Source organism: Holzapfeliella sp. JNUCC 80, from assembly GCF_053667655.1.
Window position 1 is genome coordinate 511616 of the sequence record NZ_CM132205.1, and the last position, 18216, is coordinate 529831.

17 protein-coding genes are annotated in these 18216 nt (G+C 34.8%); 16 read left to right on the plus strand and 1 reads right to left on the minus strand.

From position 1 onward, the window contains the following. Positions 1-156: 156 nt before the first annotated feature. The 7 genes from rpsO to yihA all read left to right on the plus strand — a co-directional run bounded on the left by rpsO (position 157) and on the right by yihA (position 8032). A complete protein-coding gene (gene rpsO / locus JNUCC80_RS02595) occupies positions 157-426 on the plus strand; it encodes a 30S ribosomal protein S15 (RefSeq protein ID WP_454142847.1) in 270 nt (89 codons plus the stop codon). Positions 427-573: 147 nt separating this feature from the next. After that, positions 574-2301: a ribonuclease J gene (locus tag JNUCC80_RS02600; protein ID WP_454153238.1), complete on the plus strand. Its 1728-nt coding sequence runs from the start codon at positions 574-576 to the stop codon at positions 2299-2301. 13 nt (positions 2302-2314) lie between these two features. Further along, positions 2315-3214: a hypothetical protein gene (locus JNUCC80_RS02605; protein WP_454153239.1), complete on the plus strand. Its 900-nt coding sequence runs from the start codon at positions 2315-2317 to the stop codon at positions 3212-3214. 178 nt (positions 3215-3392) lie between these two features. Further along, positions 3393-4583 (plus strand): elongation factor Tu, encoded by a 1191-nt coding sequence (tuf, locus tag JNUCC80_RS02610; RefSeq protein ID WP_454142841.1) that lies wholly within the window; start codon positions 3393-3395, stop codon positions 4581-4583. Positions 4584-4747: 164 nt separating this feature from the next. Further along, positions 4748-6061: a trigger factor gene (tig, locus tag JNUCC80_RS02615; RefSeq protein WP_454153240.1), complete on the plus strand. Its 1314-nt coding sequence runs from the start codon at positions 4748-4750 to the stop codon at positions 6059-6061. A 143-nt stretch (positions 6062-6204) separates the two neighbouring features. Next, positions 6205-7455, plus strand: coding sequence for an ATP-dependent Clp protease ATP-binding subunit ClpX (gene clpX, locus JNUCC80_RS02620; RefSeq protein ID WP_454153241.1), 1251 nt, complete (start codon positions 6205-6207; stop codon positions 7453-7455). Continuing rightward, positions 7442-8032: a ribosome biogenesis GTP-binding protein YihA/YsxC gene (yihA, locus tag JNUCC80_RS02625; RefSeq protein ID WP_454153242.1), complete on the plus strand. Its 591-nt coding sequence runs from the start codon at positions 7442-7444 to the stop codon at positions 8030-8032. The genes clpX and yihA overlap by 14 nt, the downstream gene beginning before the upstream one ends. Before the next feature lie 4 nt (positions 8033-8036). On the opposite strand, the gene JNUCC80_RS02630 is transcribed toward yihA, so the two are convergent. After that, on the minus strand, positions 8037-8165 hold the full coding sequence (locus JNUCC80_RS02630; protein WP_454142833.1) for an SPJ_0845 family protein: 129 nt from the start codon (positions 8163-8165) through the stop codon (positions 8037-8039). 145 nt (positions 8166-8310) lie between these two features. Between JNUCC80_RS02630 and JNUCC80_RS02635 the strand changes: the two genes are divergently transcribed. The 9 genes from JNUCC80_RS02635 (at position 8311) to rpmF (ending at position 18135) form a co-directional block, all read left to right on the plus strand. Continuing rightward, positions 8311-9786 carry an ABC transporter substrate-binding protein/permease gene (locus JNUCC80_RS02635; protein ID WP_454153243.1) on the plus strand — a complete coding sequence of 492 codons (1476 nt, stop codon included), beginning with the start codon at positions 8311-8313 and terminating at the stop codon, positions 9784-9786. Continuing rightward, entirely contained in the window at positions 9779-10525 is a 747-nt protein-coding gene (locus tag JNUCC80_RS02640; RefSeq protein ID WP_454153244.1) for an amino acid ABC transporter ATP-binding protein, read from the plus strand. Before JNUCC80_RS02635 ends, JNUCC80_RS02640 begins: the two co-directional genes overlap by 8 nt. Before the next feature lie 73 nt (positions 10526-10598). Next, entirely contained in the window at positions 10599-12398 is a 1800-nt protein-coding gene (gene uvrC / locus JNUCC80_RS02645) for an excinuclease ABC subunit UvrC (RefSeq protein WP_454153333.1), read from the plus strand. 100 nt (positions 12399-12498) lie between these two features. Continuing rightward, positions 12499-13794, plus strand: coding sequence for a GTPase ObgE (obgE, locus tag JNUCC80_RS02650; protein ID WP_454153245.1), 1296 nt, complete (start codon positions 12499-12501; stop codon positions 13792-13794). Between the two features lie 20 nt (positions 13795-13814). Further along, the gene (locus JNUCC80_RS02655) at positions 13815-15767 is read left to right on the plus strand and encodes an acyltransferase family protein (protein ID WP_454153246.1); all 1953 of its coding nucleotides are present in this window, start codon (positions 13815-13817) and stop codon (positions 15765-15767) included. Between the two features lie 7 nt (positions 15768-15774). Beyond that, positions 15775-16704 carry a ribonuclease Z gene (rnz, locus tag JNUCC80_RS02660; RefSeq protein WP_454142823.1) on the plus strand — a complete coding sequence of 310 codons (930 nt, stop codon included), beginning with the start codon at positions 15775-15777 and terminating at the stop codon, positions 16702-16704. Between the two features lie 5 nt (positions 16705-16709). After that, positions 16710-17507, plus strand: coding sequence for an SDR family NAD(P)-dependent oxidoreductase (locus JNUCC80_RS02665; protein WP_454153247.1), 798 nt, complete (start codon positions 16710-16712; stop codon positions 17505-17507). After that, positions 17504-17809: a lipopolysaccharide assembly protein LapA domain-containing protein gene (locus tag JNUCC80_RS02670; protein WP_454142819.1), complete on the plus strand. Its 306-nt coding sequence runs from the start codon at positions 17504-17506 to the stop codon at positions 17807-17809. The genes JNUCC80_RS02665 and JNUCC80_RS02670 overlap by 4 nt, the downstream gene beginning before the upstream one ends. 143 nt (positions 17810-17952) lie before the next feature. Beyond that, on the plus strand, positions 17953-18135 hold the full coding sequence (gene rpmF, locus JNUCC80_RS02675) for a 50S ribosomal protein L32 (RefSeq protein ID WP_339969483.1): 183 nt from the start codon (positions 17953-17955) through the stop codon (positions 18133-18135). Positions 18136-18216 lie beyond the last annotated feature (81 nt).

The window sequence follows — 18216 nt, forward strand, 5'->3', positions numbered from 1 at the left end:
TTCAATTATAATGAAATTGTTTAAGTTTTGCAAGACAGTAATGTTGCTTTTTTTCATGATTTAATGTATCATTTATTTCGAACCGTTTGCTTTGTTTAATCGAATCACCAACGTTAGGCAATGTTTACGGGGATTTTAAGAAAGGTGGAAATACAAATGGCTATTTCAAAAACAAGAAAAAATGAATTAATTCAACAATTTGCTCGTCACGAAGGAGATACAGGTTCTCCAGAAGTTCAAGTTGCAGTTTTAACAGAAGAAATTACTCTTCTTAACGCTCACTTAAAAGAAAACAAAAAAGATCACCACTCACACGTTGGTCTATTGAAAAAAATCGGTCACCGTCGTAACTTACTAAGTTACCTAAGAAACAAAGATGTTTCAAGATACCGTGACCTAATCAAAGCTTTAGGATTACGTCGTTAATCAATATAAAAAAGAGACCTTTTAAAAGGTCTCTTTTTTATATTCTTTAATTTATACAAATATATGATAAAATTACAGTAGTTAAAGTCAAGTAACCCGATAGGGGATAAAATTGATAAATTAAAAAATTTAGAAAAGAGATAATAAATGGCACAAGATATCAAAGTAATGATACTTGGCGGTGTACGTGAGAATGGAAAAAACATGTATGCTGTGCAAGTTGATGATGAGATTTTTATTTTAGATGCTGGATTGAAGTATCCAGACACACAATTATTGGGGATTGACTACGTCATTCCTGACTTATCTTTCATTGAAGATAACGCAGACAAAATTATGGGTGTGTTTCTAACACATGGTCATGCTGATGCAATTGGCGCACTTCCATACTTTATTACCAAATATGATATTCCAGTTTTTGGATCAAAACTAACGATTGAATTAGCTAAGATTGCAGTAAGAAACGCTAAGAAGAATGCTGATTTTAGTGATTTCCATGAAATTGACCAAGATACTGCGATTGATTTTAAAAATGCAACTGTTTCATTCTTTGATACAACACACAATATTCCACAAACATTAGGTGTTGCTATCAAAACAGATGCTGGTCAAATTGTTTACACAGGTGACTTTAAATTTGACCAAAGTGTAAACAAGGGATACAAAACTAATTACGGTCGTATTATGGAAATTGGCAAAGAGGGTGTTTTAGCACTATTAAGTGATTCTTCAAATGCCGAAATGCCACATGAAGGTGCTAATGAAAAAGAAATTGGCGATTACATTATTGAAACGCTAAAAGATCATCCAGGTCGTGTGATTGTTTCTGCAGTAGCCTCAAATATTGCTCGTGTTCAACAAATTTTAAATGCAGCGCATTTATCAAATAGAAAAGTAATTTTAACCGGTCAAGATGTTGCAAAAATTGTGAGAACTGCAATGGATTTAGACTTGTTGCATATTCCAGATGAAGACCTAATTATTCCCGCTACTAAAATAAATGATTACGATAAAGAAGATATTTTAGTACTAGAAACAGGCCGTATGGGTGAACCTTTAAAATCACTTCAAAGAATGGCAATGCAACAACATAAGCTTGTTAACATTACAGACGGTGATTTGGTTTTCATCACAACAACACCATCACATTCTATGGAGACAACTGTTGCAAAAACATCTGACCTGATTTATCGTGCAGGTGGTGTCGTTAAAGAAATCGGCCGTGAAATTAACGCTTCAGGACATGCTTCACGTTATGAATTGCAGATGATGATCAACTTGTTAAATCCTCAGTACTTATTCCCAATCCAGGGAGAATACCGTCTACTTGCAGCGCATAAAGAAGCTGCACAGGAAACAGGTATTGATTCAAGTAACATCATTATTGCCAAAAAAGGTGATGTCTATCACTACCAAAAAGGCCAATTTGAACTAACTGAACCGGTTTCCTCAGAAGATACCATGATTGATGGTGCAGGAATCGGCGATATTGGTAACATTGTATTACGTGACAGAAAAATTTTAGCTGATGATGGTATGTTTATTGCTGTTGTAACTATTGATCGTAAGAAAAAGAAAATAGTTGCACAGCCTAAAGTTATGACACGTGGATTTGTATACATTAAGGAAAATAAAGATTTGATTTATGAAAGTATCGAGTTAACTAAAGAAGCAATTGATACAAATCTACAAACCAAAAAATTTGACTGGTCTGAGTTGAAGCAAGACGTTAGACATTCACTAGAAAAATACTTATTCCAAAAAACAAAACGTCGCCCCGTTGTATTGCCGGTGATTATGGAAGTTAACCAAAATCGTCATCGTCGTAATGCAAATAAGCCTCAAGGAAATAAACCACAACCCAAAAAGAAGTAGGAGATTTATAAACGTGAATACTTCGCAAACTGAATTGTTAAAATCAGCAAAAAAAGCAACTGCCCAAAAAGATTATCAAGGAGCAGTTGCTTTTTTGGAAGAAGCTCAAAATTTTGGCCCAAACTCTGAAATAACAGCGGAATTAATCCGAAATTATTTGAAATTACAAAAATATACGCAGGCTTTAGATGAATTAAAGTATTTGGATATTTATCAAAATAATCAAAGCTTTGAAATTTATTTACAAGTCTTATACCAAAATCATTTAATCATCCCATTTTTTCAGATTCCGTTTCATTTAAAAAGGGGACAACTTTTTGGTTTTGAATTTGAAACAGTGTACAACCAATATCAAGAACGATTTAAATCCTTAACTTTGCCTAAAGATAATCAAACAATTAAAGCGGAATTTTTCAACAATATGGCTGCAGGTCTGATTAAAAGTCGTAAAAGCTATGAGCAATTGAAGAAACTACCTATCAATGAGTTTGCTCAAATATGCAGGACAGCTTTTTTAGCACCCGGATTACAACCAGAATTACGAGTGGCTTTGATTGAAGATTTGGTTAAATTAGAGGAAGTTGATACAATCCCTGTGTTTATTTTAGATAAACTAACAGAGGTTGATTTACAGCAAACGACACTTTACTTTGATAGCCAATTTATGACACAATCTATTGCGATTATTCAGTCAGAAATCGTTGATCCAAGTATCCAGCAACTTGCTATTTCGCAATATACATTGCTGTTAGCACAGCTTTATCCGCGCTTTGATTTATTTATCAAAAATATATCAGAGTTTGTCTTTTCTTTTTTAGCATACTTTGGTATATTAGGAGATGAGGATTTTGACAAAAATGATAATCCTTATTTTGCTTTGATTAAAAAGCTTAATCAAAGTGAAGAAATTTGAGACAACTTCTCAAAAAAGTATTTACTTTTTTGAAGTCTCTACGTATAATCAAATACGGATATTTTCAAGGCATGACTATTATTTTTGTCTTGAAAGTAGTACAATAATCAACAGAGAATTATCCGTTTAGGGTTTTGCCTATACGGAATTCTTCTAATTTACAGGAGGGTATTTTATAATGGCAGAAAAAGCACATTACGAAAGAACTAAGCCCCATGTTAACATTGGTACTATCGGACACGTTGACCATGGGAAAACAACTTTAACAGCAGCTATCACAACAGTTTTAGCTAAGAAAGGTCTAGCAGACGCTTCAGACTACGCATCAATCGATGCAGCTCCTGAAGAAAAAGAACGTGGTATTACAATTAATACAGCTCACGTTGAATACGAAACAGAAAACCGTCACTATGCTCATATCGATGCTCCAGGACACGCGGACTACGTTAAGAACATGGTTACTGGTGCTGCTCAAATGGACGGTGCTATCTTAGTAGTTGCTGCTACAGATGGTCCAATGCCACAAACTCGTGAACATATCTTACTTGCTCACCAAGTTGGTGTTGACTACATCGTAGTATTCTTGAACAAAACTGACTTAGTTGACGATGCAGAATTGATCGACTTAGTTGAAATGGAAGTTCGTGAATTACTTTCAGAATACGATTACCCTGGTGATGATGTTCCCGTACTACGTGGTTCAGCATTGAAGGCTATCGAAGGTGACGAAGAACAAGAACAAGTTATCTATGACTTAATGGATGCAGTTGATGAATACGTTCCAACTCCAGACCGTCACAAAGACCAACCATTCTTGATGCCTGTTGAAGATGTATTTACAATCACAGGTCGTGGTACAGTTGCTTCAGGTCGTATCGACCGTGGTGTGGTTAACGTTGGTGATGAAGTTGAAATCATCGGACTAAAACCTGAAATCATGAAATCAACTGTTACTGGACTAGAAATGTTCCGTAAAACTCTAGATTCTGGTGAAGCTGGAGATAACGTTGGTGCACTTCTACGTGGTGTTAACCGTGAACAAATCGAACGTGGACAAGTATTGGCTAAGCCAGGCTCAATCAAAACTCACACAAAATTCAAGGGTGAAGTTTATATCTTGAGTAAAGAAGAAGGTGGACGTCATACTCCATTCTTCTCAAACTACCGTCCTCAATTCTACTTCCACACAACTGACGTAACTGGTGTTATCGAATTACCTGATAACGTTGAAATGGTTATGCCTGGTGATAACGTAACATTTGAAGTTGACTTGATTGCTCCAGTAGCTATCGAAAAAGGTACAAAATTCACTGTTCGTGAAGGTGGACGTACTGTTGGTGCTGGTATGGTTAACGAAATCGTTGAATAATTTTCATTATTTAATGATAAAAAAGAGCTTTAGGTTAATCCTAAGCTCTTTTTTTTTGAAAAAATCCCGCTAATACGTTGAGTTTTGGCGTGATATCATGTAAGATAAATGGGTATGATGGATTATGAAAATAAACCCAAAATTGACATCGGAGGTAGATTTTAATGTCTGCAAAATGGGAAAAAACAGGTAATATTACCGGCGAACTGACATTCGAAATTTCAAAAGAAGAAGTAAAAAAAGGTCTAGATAAAGCATTTGATCGTGTAAAGAAAAACATCGATGCTCCTGGATTTAGAAAGGGTAAACTGCCACGTGCTATGTTCAACCGTATGTACGGCGAAGAAGCTTTATATGAAGAAGCACTAAACATTGTGCTTCCTGAAGCTTACAACAATGCTTTACAAGAAACTGGTGTAGAACCCGTGGACCAACCTGAAGTGTTACCAGAATCAATGGAACGCGATGCTGACTGGAAAATGAAAGCAACTGTAACTATTAAGCCAGAAGTTAAATTAGGTGAATACAAAAACCTAAACGTTCCAAAACAAGATCGTAAAGCTCTTGTAAAAGAAGTAAATGCTGAACTAGATAAAAGACGTGACCAAAACGCTGAACTTGTTCTAAAAGAAACAGGTAAAGCAGCTAAAGGTGATACAGTTATTATCGACTTCAAAGGTATGATTGATGGTGTTGCATTTGATGGTGGAACAGCTCAAAACCATTCACTTGAACTTGGTTCAGGATCATTCATTCCAGGATTTGAAGATCAATTAATTGGTCATTCAGCTGGAGATGACGTGGACGTTGTTGTGACTTTCCCTGAAGATTACCAAGCTGAAGAATTAGCAGGTAAAGAAGCACACTTTGATACAAAAATTCACGAAATCAAAACAAAAGAATTACCAAAATTAGATGATGAATTTGCTAAAGATATCGACGATTCAGTTGAAACTTTAGACGAATTGAAAGAAAAGATTCAACAAGAAATTCAACAATCTAAAGAAGAAGCAGCTGAAGATAACATCCAAAGCTACGCTATTAAAGAAGCTGTAGATAATGCTGAAATTACTGAAGTACCTCAAGCTATGATTGATAACGAAGTTAACAATCAAATGAACCAATACTTAGGTAACATGCAAAGACAAGGTATTTCTCCAGAAATGTACTTCCAAATCACAGGTACAACTCAAGAAGATATGAAAGCACAATTTGCAAAAGATGCTAAAGAACGTGTTAAATCAACACTTGTTCTTGAAGCTATTGTAAAAGCTGAAGAAATCAAACCTTCTAAAGAAGAAATTGATGAAGAAATCAAAAACTTAGCAGCTCAATACAACATGGACGAAAAAGTTGTTCGTCAAACATTGACTGAAGACATGCTAGTTCACGATATCTCAATCAAGAAAGCAATTGCTTTACTTTCAGATACAGCAACAGAAGTTGTGCCTTCAAAACTAAAAAGCAAGAAAAAATAATGACTTGTTATTATAGCCTTTAAAAAGCGGGAAATTTCCCGCTTTTTATTTTGAAAACTTTTTTCTTTATGTATAGTTTAAAAAATGATACTTTAGTAGATGTAAGTAAATGAATACTAGATTAGAATAAGGATTAGACGCTTATGTATTTTGATAATGTAGAAGGTTCAGATCAAATTAAATGTTCTTTTTGCGGCAAAGACCAAAGTCAAGTGAAGAAAATGGTTGCCGGAAATGGTGTTTATATTTGTGATGAATGTATAGAATTAAGTAAACAAGTTATTGATGAAGAATTCAGAAATAACGCAATGAGTCAATTGAAAGAATTGCCTACACCAAAAGAAATTTGTGCCATTTTAGATGATTACGTTATTGGACAAGAAGAAGCTAAGAAAGTACTTTCTGTAGCGGTATATAACCATTACAAACGTATCACACAAGTAAATGTTACAAGTGATGATGATACTGAACTTCAAAAAAGTAACGTAGCACTAATTGGCCCAACAGGGTCAGGTAAAACATTCTTAGCACAAACACTTGCTAGAATTTTAAATGTTCCTTTTGCCATTGCAGATGCTACAAGTTTGACAGAAGCAGGTTATGTTGGAGACGATGTCGAAAACATCTTGCTATCACTACTTCAAAACGCTAACTTTGATATTGAAAGTGCACAACATGGGATTATTTATGTTGATGAAATTGATAAGATTGCTAAAAAGAGTGAAAATGTTTCAATCACAAGAGATGTTTCAGGTGAAGGTGTTCAACAATCATTACTTAAAATCTTAGAAGGAACAATTGCGAATGTACCACCAAAAGGTGGACGTAAACATCCTCAACAAGATATGATTCAGATTGATACAACTAACATTTTATTCATCGTTGGTGGGGCATTTGATGGTATTGAATCTATTGTGGAAAGTCGTTTAGGCAAACAAACAATTGGATTCAGTGCTTCTGATGAAAAACAAAAGCTAGATGCTAAAAACATCACACAACAAATCATCCCTGAAGATTTAATGCAGTTCGGTATTATTCCAGAATTAATTGGACGTTTACCTATCATGGCTGTTTTAAACAAATTAACTGAAGATGATTTAGTTAACATCTTAACCCAACCAAAAAATGCTCTGGTTAAACAATATAAGAAGCTCATCCAATTAGACAACGTTGAACTTGAAGTAACACCTGAAGCACTTCAAGAGATTGCTAAGTTAGCAATCAAACGTGACACAGGTGCTCGTGGATTACGTTCAATTATTGAAGATAGTATGCGCGATATTATGTTTGATTTACCAAGTGAAAAAGATGTTGAGAAAGTAATCGTGACAAAAGAAGTGATTACAGATAATAAACCAGTTGAAATTGTAAGGAAAAATCATGAAAATTCATAAAGTTGATCTTGAAAAGACGGTAGCTTATCCAGATCAATATCCAACATCAAAATACCCAGAATTTGCTTTATCTGGACGTTCAAATGTTGGAAAATCAAGTTTAATTAATGCGATTTTAAATCGTAAAAAATTAGCTAGAACCTCAAGTTCTCCAGGTAAAACTCAAACGCTTAACTTTTTCAATGTTAACGATGATTTATACTTAGTAGATGTTCCTGGGTATGGATATGCTAAAGTCTCTAAAAAAATGCGTGAGAAGTTTGGTCAAATGATTGAAACTTACCTTGAAAGTCGTGAAGAGTTAAAAGGTATGATTCTATTGATGGACTCACGTCACAAACCAACTCAAGATGATATTGCAATGTATCAATATGCAAAATATCTTAATCAGCCACTTTTGATTGTTGCAACAAAAATAGATAAAGTTAAAAAAAGTCAGTGGAATAAAGTTGTTAAAAACTTTAAAGATACTTTGGAACTAGATGAAGCAGATGATTTGATTTTGTTTAGTTCTGAAAAGAAATACAACATTGATGCTTTGTGGCAGTGGGTTGAAGACAAAAAAAATAACGCTTAATGCGTTATTTTTTTTTGTCTTCTTTTTCTTTTGTTACATTTTTTTCTGATTTCTTCTTTTTTTCATCAGGCACTGTAGCAAATTTATCGAATAAATCGTTTAGTTGATTTTGGTTCTTAAAACTTAATCCCATAATTAAACAACTCCTTTTCCCGTATTATACTAAAAAAGTGATTGATGTCAAAGTGTATAACTTTGTATATTTGAATATAATTTGTATAAATATACAAAATAGGGTATAACAGACTTATAAAGAAAACACGTAGGAGGAACAAATTATGAAAAGTCAAAAAGTAGTGACTAAAATATTAGGATTTTTGACGCTGTTAGTTACAGCGGTTACACTATCAACTAATCATTCACAAGTTAAAGCATCTACAGTAGATGAAGTTAAATCAAAAGGTGAGTTGGTTATGGGGACCTCGCCCGATTATCCACCTTATGAATTTTTAGCAACAGTAGATGGCTCACAAAAAGTTGTGGGAATGGATGTCCAAATTGGACAAGATATTGCTGATAAACTCGGTGTGAAATTAGTCGTTAAAACAATGGATTTTGATTCATTGCTTGTGGCACTAGAAACCAAAAAAATTGATATGGTTATCTCAGGAATGTCCGCAACTGAGGAAAGAAAGAAAAGTGTCGATTTCTCTGATCCTTATTACAAGTCAAAACAAATGTTCGTTATTCGTAAAGACGATGCAGATCAAATAAAATCAGCAAGTGATATTAAAGACAAAGCAGTGGGTGTACAAGTTGGAAGCATGCAACAAGATATCTTGAAAACAAGCTTTCCGGAAGCCAAGGCATCAGCTTTAACTAATGTAAACGATTTATTACTTTCATTGAAATCAAAGAAAACTTCAGCTTTTCTAACCGAGTCAGCTGTAGCGGAGGCATATGTTAGTCATAATTCAGATATTACAAGTATTAGCGCTGATGTTAACGAAGAAGACATGAGTGGAACAGCTATTGCTTTTTCTAAAAATTCTGATGATTTAGTAGCCACAGCTAACGCAGCTATTAAAAATATTACAGATAACAACTTGATTCCCAAGTATCTTGCAGATGCAGGTAACTATTTGGAATCCTCTTCTCCTCAAAATCAAGGACCATGGCAATTGGTTTTAAGCTACTGGCCATACTTTGCATCAGGATTAGGTACAACATTACTAATTACAGTTATTTCAATTTTCTTCGGTATTATTTTAGGTGTTATTTTCGCCTTATTTAGAATTTCACACTTTAAACTATTAAACATGGTAACAGCAGCCTTTGTGGAATTCATTCGTGGAACACCTTTGATGATTCAAATTATGTTTGTCTACTTTGGTGTTGGATCATTCATCAATATTCCAGCCTTAATTTCAGGTGTAATAGCTGTATCAATTAACAGTGCAGCTTATGTTTCAGAAATTATTCGTGGTGGAATTAACTCAGTTCCTAAAGGACAAAAAGAAGCTGCAAGAAGCTTGGGATTATCAGCAAAAGATACATTTATGAGCGTTATTTTCCCTCAAGCTATCAAAAACATTTGGCCTTCACTAGGTAACGAATTTATTTCGTTAATTAAGGAAACGTCAATCGTATCCATTATCGGGGTAGCAGATTTAATCTACCAACTTAAAGCTGTTCAGTCCGTGACTTATCAAGGTGTTATTCCAATCGTCATTGCAATGATTATCTACTTTGTTATTACGTACAGCTTAACTAAACTATTAAACCATTTTGAAGGGAAGATGAAGCATGAATAATTTAATTAAAGTCAAAGGACTTGGCAAATCATATGGGGACAAAAAAGTTCTTGAAAATATTAGCACAGAAGTGAACCAAGGAGATGTCATCGCAATTATTGGCCCTTCTGGTGGAGGTAAGAGTACATTCTTAAGAACGCTAAACTCACTAGAATCTGTTACTGAAGGTTCAATTGAATTTGAAGGACAGGATATTACAAAGTTATCAGATAAAAACTTGAATCAATTGCGTGAAAAAATGGGAATGGTTTTTCAAGACTTTAACTTATTCAGTAATATGACTGTTCAGAAAAATATCACGCTAGCCCTTAAAAAAGTAAAGGGAATGAATGAATCAGAAGCTAACCAAAAAGCACTAGCTTTACTAAAACAAGTTGGCATGGATCAATTTGAACAAAGTTATCCAACTTCTTTATCTGGCGGTCAAAAACAACGTGTGGCGATTGCCCGTGCGTTAGCAATGAAACCAGACGTGATGCTGTTTGATGAACCCACTAGTGCTTTAGATCCAGAGATGGTTGGAGAAGTGCTAAAAGTGATGCAAGATTTAGCTAAAGAAGGTATGACAATGGTTATCGTGACTCACGAAATGGGTTTTGCCCGTCACGTTGCTAATAAAGTTTGGTTTATGGATGGCGGTCGTTTTGCTGAAGTTGGCACACCTGAACAAATTTTTGACCATCCAAAAAATGAACGGACTCAATTATTCTTGTCACAAGTTTTAGATACAGATTTATAGAATTAAGTACAGACTAATTTGTGGTATCATAGAGTAAAATGAAATAATCCTGATAAAGAAAAGGGTGTTAACTATTATTTCTGAATACTTAGATCACAAATTAGCGCTGCTTCCCGATCTTCCGGGATGTTACTTGATGAAGAACAAAGATAATCATATTATATATGTTGGAAAAGCGAAGAACTTAAAGAACCGTGTTCGTTCTTACTTTAAAACCCAACATGAAGGTAAAACAGCGCGTCTTGTCGCAGATATCGTCGATTTTGAAACAATCGTGACGTCTAGCGATAAAGAGGCGTTTTTGCTTGAAGTCACACTTATTCAAAAGCATCAACCACACTATAATATTAAATTAAAACAGGGGACGGGGTACCCGTATATTCAAATTACAAATGAACGTGACCCAATCATCAAAATTACTAGCGAAATCAAAAATGATCACAGTTTTTATTTTGGTCCTTATCCTAATGTTTACGCGGCAGAAGAAACGATGCACTTTATTCAAAAAGTGTATCCTTTAAGACGCTGCCAAGGTAACTTGAAAAGACCTTGTTTATATTACCATATGGGTCAATGTTTGGGGGCTTGTTTCAAAGAGGTCCCAAAAAGTGTTTATCGTGACCAAATCAAAAAAATCAAACGGTTTTTAAATGGTGATGTTGCTGATGTGAAGAAAGAATTGACACAAAAGATGAGGGATGCAGCTGCAGAACTTAACTTTGAACGTGCCGGTGAATTGCGTGATCAAATTCACTACATTGAAGCGACAGTTGAGAAACAAAAAATTATTACAACTGATAAAACAACACGAGATATTATCAATTTTTATGTTGATAAAGGATGGGTGTCAGTTCAAATTTTCTTCATTCGCCAATCTCGTCTTTTAAAACGTGAAAAGAAGTTGTTTACACTAACTGATGATGTTGTTGATGAAATGACAACTTTTATTTTGCAATTTTATAAGCAGGAAAATCAGCTGTTACCACAAGAAATTGTTGTGCCGTCAGAACTAGATACAGACTTCCTAAGCGATTTGATTGGTGCAAAAGTGGTTTCGCCAAAACGAGGGACTAAAAAAGAATTGTTAGACTTGGCTAAGAAAAATAGTCAAATCGTTTTAGAAGAGAAGTTCAAGCTGATTGAATTAGATGAGAGAAAGACAATTGGTGCACAACGTGAAATTTTTACAGCTTTGAATTTGCCATACGGCGCAATCATTGAGTCATTTGACCATTCACACATTCAGGGAACAGATCCTGTTTCAGCAATGGTGCAATTTAAAGATGGAAAAAAGAATACTCACAACTATCGAAAATATAAGCTATCTGGTAGATTTGAACATCAAAATGGGGCAGACGAAGCAGCGAATACACGAGAAGTTATTCGCAGACGTTATGAACGCTTGTTAAAAGAAAAACAATCATTACCCGACCTGATTTTAATGGATGGTGGCGATATTGAAGTTAATGCTGCAAAAGATGTTTTGAGAAATGAACTCGGTTTAGCGATTCCTGTTGCTGGTATGGTTAAAAACGACAAACATAAAACTTCAGAGTTGATTTTTGGCGATCCTTTACAAGTAGTGAGTTTAAAACGCAATTCACAAGGCTTTTACTTACTGCAAAGAATTCAAGATGAGGTTCACCGTTTTGCCATTAACTTTCATCGTCAAAAACGAAGTAAAAATTCATTGTCCTCTCAACTTGAAACTGTTCCAGGTATCGGGCCTAAAACTAGACAAAAGCTAATGCGACATTTTGGCTCATTAACCAAAATTAAGCAAGCTTCCGTTTTAGAGTTACAAGAAGCGGGATTAAACAAAAAACAGGCTCAAACACTTAGCCTATCGTTATCGGTTCAAAAAACGTCTTAGATTAAGGTTATTATACATTTTATTTTTAAAATCAATATCATAAGCAAATACAATCATGGTATGATAGTTAGAGTCAGAAATACTCGTAAGGAGGAATACAATGTTTGTTGATTATACCCGAGTGGAAGTGCAAGCAGGAAAAGGTGGAGACGGAGCGATAAGTTTCCGCCGTGAAAAATATGTCCCTATGGGGGGACCAGCCGGAGGCGATGGTGGCCGCGGTGGTAGTATCATTTTTAAAGTCGATCCAGGACTTAGAACATTAATGGATTTTAAATTCCGTCGTAAATTTAAAGCTAAAAGCGGCGAAAATGGTATGAATAAATCAATGTACGGTCGTCAGGCTGAGGACTCAATAATTGCGGTTCCAGCTGGAACAACCGTATATGATGATGAAACCAATGAAGTAATTGGTGATTTAACACATGATGGTGAAGAATTAGTTGTAGCAAAAGGAGGCCGTGGAGGCCGTGGAAACATTCACTTTAAGTCAGCTAAAAATTCAGCACCAGAAGTAGCTGAAAATGGTGAACCAGGCCAATTTCGTAAATTAAGGCTAGAACTTAAAGTGATTGCTGATGTTGGATTAGTAGGATTCCCATCTGTAGGGAAATCAACACTACTTTCAGTTGCAACATCTGCAAAGCCTAAAATTGCAGCTTATCATTTTACAACGCTAGTTCCTAACCTAGGAATGGTTCAACTAGATAGTGGTCAAGATTTTGCTATGGCTGATTTACCTGGCCTTATTGAAGGTGCTTCATTAGGTGTCGGATTAGGGATTCAGTTCTTGCGACACATTGAACGTACCAAAGTTATTTTACATTTAATTGATATGGATCCTAATAATGGTCGTGAACCTTATGAAGACTATCAAACTATCCGTAAAGAACTAAAAACATATGATGACAATTTGATGCAAACACCGGAAATTATCGTGGCAACTAAGATGGACGTGCCGGGTGCAGAAGATAGACTAGCTGAATTTAAAGCTGAATTTGAAACTGCACCTGAAATTTTTGAGATCTCATCAGTGACACACCAAGGTGTTAAAGCATTACTTCAAAAGACAGCGGATGTGCTAGAAACATTACCAAAAGAAATCAAGTCTGTAGATGCTGAAGCAGAAGATGTTAAACATCAAAATTACGACTTCAAGGCAGAAGACAAACAAGATGACTTCTACATTGAAAAAGAAAATGCTGGTATGTACGTTGTTAAAGGTGAAAAAGTTGAAAGACTGCTTCAAATGTCTAACTTGACACACAACGATGGTATTATGCGTTTTGCAAGACAATTACGTTCGTTTGGTATTGACGATGCATTACGTGAAGCCGGTGCCAAGAACGGTGACGATGTCTTCATTGGTGATTTCTCATTTGAATTTGTTGAGTAGGACAAAAGGGGTAGCACTAAATGAAAAAGGGAAAAAAAAAGAAACGTTATTTAACCGGGATTGATGGGTTGAGAGCACTTGCTGTTATTGGAGTGATTTTATACCATATTAATCCTAACCAATTTATTGGCGGTTATTTGGGGGTATTGGTGTTCTTTGTTTTGTCAGGATACTTTATTACAAGTCACCTGATTAAAAACATGGAAAGTAATACATTTAGTTTTCGTGATTTTTACATTAAAAGAGTAAAACGAATATATCCACAACTCGTTAGTGTTTTGGCACTAACAAGTACATATATTTTGCTTTTTCAACGTAATTTATTAGCACAGCTTTATCAAATAGTTGTCACAAATTTAGTCGGCGTTTATAATTTCTGGCAGATTTTTAATGGCCAGTCTTATTTTGAACGTTTTGCGCAAAATGAGTCACCATTTATTCATTTGTGGACTTTATCTATTGAATGGCAATATTATATTATTTGGCCGTTAGTACTGGCTGCTTGTTATTATTTTTCAAAGAAAAAGCGCTATCCAATTATTGTAGCGATTGTTTTAACAATTGTTTCGATTGGACTGATGGCGGGCTTATATCGTCCAGGTATTGATACTAGCCGAATTTATTATGGAACGGACACCAGACTTTTTGCCTTAATGATGGGATCACTTTTAGGTATGATTTGGCCTAGAGAAAAACTCACTCAAAATGTTCAAAAACTCACTTCTACTGTGCTGAATTCTGTCGGCGGTGTGAGTTTGCTGATTATTCTTATGATGAGTTTTTTGCCTATTATGAATCCTCAACAAGGGTTTACGTATTTAGGCGGTATGGCTATATTTTCACTTTTCACAACGCTGCTTGTGGCTGTGATTGTTCATCCTGCAGCTATGTTTAATCGATTGCTAACAAATCCAGTCTTTAGTTACTTAGGAACTAGAAGCTATGGCATTTACTTATATCAATTTCCAATTATGATTTTCTTTGAAAATCGCTTTAGAAATATTGCAGATCATCCTATTTTGTATCCTGCAATAGAAGTGATGTTAATTTTAGCGGTTTCAGAGATATCTTATCAATTAATTGAAAAACAAGCTCATAAGCTAACGATTAAGGGCTTAATTAGCCAAGTGAAGTCGTTTAAATCTTTAGGCGTTAAATTACAAGTTAAATGGGGATTATCTGCTGTTATACTTGGATTATTCATAGGTGCAGTTGTAACATCACCATTTGTCAAAGCTGCCGATGCAAAAGACAGTCAACTTGCTAAAACAATTGCTTCAAACGGTGAAAAGAATCAATCTGAAAATAAGGAATTGATTGCTCAAGCTCAAAGCAGACAACAACAAGCTGCTGAAGCAGAGGCTAAAAAAGTTTCACCTTTCCAGGCTGTGATTGCTCAAGCTAAGCAAAATGAAAAGAACGGCCCCGTAAATGCGGATTATCAAAATTATGGTCTGACACAATCACAACTACAATTGATGCAGTTTTTACCAATATCGGGTATAGGAGATTCTGTTATGGCAGGATCATCTAATATTTTGAAAACATTGTTTCCACAAATGATTGTTGATGCAACAATTTCAAGACAAATGATTCAAAGTTTTGACATTGTCGCGCAATATCAACAAGAAAAGGCCTTGAATAATATTGTCTTAATTGGATTAGGAACAAATGGTCCTTTTTCAAGTGATAATTTGAACCAATTGATTAGCCAAATAGGCGCAGGTCACACGATTTTTTGGATTAATACACATGTTCCAAGCCGTCAGTGGCAAAACAGTGTAAATCAAGTTGTACAACAAGCTGCAACAGAGCATCAAAACTTTAAAGTAATTGATTGGTACAATTACTCAAAAGGTCACGATGATTGGTTTTATGAAGACCAAATTCACCCTAATCCAGAGGGTGCAAAATATTATGCAACATATATTGCAAAGACTATTCTTGAAAGTATTAATTTAAAAGGTGAGTGATCGATGAATGGAGTTAGAATTTCTAGGAACAGGTGCGGGTGTACCTGCTAAGTCAAGAAACGTAACAAGTATTGCATTAAAACTATTAGACGAGCTTAATGAAGTTTGGCTTTTTGATGTGGGAGAAGCAACGCAACATCAAATATTATCAACAACCATTAAACCGCGTAAAATCACAAAAATATTCTTAACTCACTTGCATGGAGATCACTTATTTGGATTGCCAGGTTTGTTATCTTCTCGATCATTTCAAGGAGGAGATGGTCCGTTGACTATCTATGGACCTCCAAAAGTTGAAAAATTTGTCAAAACAGCTCTATCCGTTTCAGATACTCATTTAGGATATAAAATTAATTATGTTCCAATTACTGAATCAGGTTTAGTTTTTGATGATCATGGTTTTAAAGTAACTTGCGAAAAGCTAGAACACCGTATTACTAGTTTTGGTTATCGTGTAGAAGAAAAACCAAGAGCAGGAGAGCTGTTAGTTGATAAGCTTAAGGCTTACAGTATTAAGTCTGGTCCGATTTATGGTAAGCTTAAACGTGGAGAAGAGGTCACCCTTGAAGACGGGACAGTCCTTCAAGGAAAAGACTTCTTGGGGCCTGATCATCCAGGTAGAATTGTTTCTATCTTTGGCGATACGCGTAAAACACCTCAAAGTACAGCGCTTGCTCAAAATGCAGATGTAATGGTTCATGAAAGTACTTTTGGAAAGTCTGAAGGTAAGCTTGCCTATGACTATTATCATTCAACCAATGTTCAAGCAGCTAATATTGCAAAACAGGCAAATGTTAAAAAATTACTGTTAACTCATATTTCTGCTCGTTATAATGGCAGCTATTCATATGAACTAGAAAAAGAAGCTAAAAAAGTCTTTAAGAATACAAAAGTAGTGAAAGATTTCGACATTATTGATGTACCAATGAAGAGGTAGTTACGATGAAAAATGTAAATCTAGAAAATAAAATAACAGTTATCACAGGAGCATCAAGTGGTATTGGTGCTGAAATTGCAATTGAAGCAGCAAAGAAGCAATCAACGGTTGTATTAATTGCTCGCAATATCGAAAAGTTACAACATGTTCAAGCACGAATTAAACAGGTGTCTGACGTTGATGTTATTTTGATTGCTGCTGACATGAGCCAACCAGAGATGATTGAACAAGTTTATAACAAAATGAAGTCAAAAATTGATCATTTTGATTATCTTGTAAATGCTGCTGGATTTGGTAACTTTGATCCATTCTTTGAAATGTCAATGACAACCGCAAATGACATGTTTGATCTTAATGTTTTAGGGTTAATGTATTTTACGCGTTTAATCGGTCGTGACATGATGGAAGCAGAATCTGGTAAGATTATTAATTTAGGATCTGTTGCTGGCAAAATCCCAACACCTAAAGCAGCTGCGTATTCAGCTACAAAAGCGGCCGTTATTCAATTTTCAAATGTTTTACGTTTAGAACTAGCACCATTTAATGTTAAAGTAATGACGGTTAATCCTGGGCCTGTTTCAACCAATTTTTTCAATGTTGCCGATAAAGATGGCCACTATGTTGAAAATGTGGGTAGTTTTATGCTAAAACCCGATGAACTAGCTCAAAAAGTTGTGAGTCACTTTGAAGATTCAAAAAAAGATTTAACTTTACCATTTTCATTAAATATAGCATTCAAATTTTACTTGCTATTTCCAACAATTGGTGATTATATTATTATGAAATGGGGGGATAAAAAATGAAGAATCAAAAACAATTTATTATTGGGTTAGTATTATTATTAGTGGTTGTCTTATTTGCTTTAGCAAATGTTCATTCAGTAAATGTTAATTTTGGGATTACTTCTATTAGCGTCCCACTTATCTTGCTAATTGTCGTGATTTTAATTATTGGAGCAGTGTTGGGTATGCTGGTAACATTAAACACACAAAAAACTAATTCTAAAGAAGTTAAGTCTTTAAAAGATGAAGTTAAGACACAAGCTAGTGAATTAAAATCAACAAAAAAAGCAAATTCTAAAAAAGAAACTAAAAAAACTAAATAATTTAGATTTACAAATCATAAATGACTTGATAATATCTAGAATAGATAGTATGATGTATTCTGTGAGTTATTAAAGCTTAAAGCTTTTTTAGCGTGATGAATAACCATCAATTAAATATTATTTTTAAGTAAGGAGTGTTTTGAATGGCTGTACCAGCACGTAGAACTTCTAAACAAAAGAAACGTCAACGTCGTGGACACATCAAATTGAGTGTTCCTAACATGCATTACGATGCAGTAAACGGCGAATACCGTTTAAGTCACCGTGTATCCCCTAAAGGATATTACAAGGGACAACAAGTTGTAAAATCTAACGAAGAAAAATAAGACACTAATTTAGTGTCTTTTTTATATGCGTTAAGTTTTTAATAAAATCAGTTATTTACTAACTGGTTTTATTTTTTTATG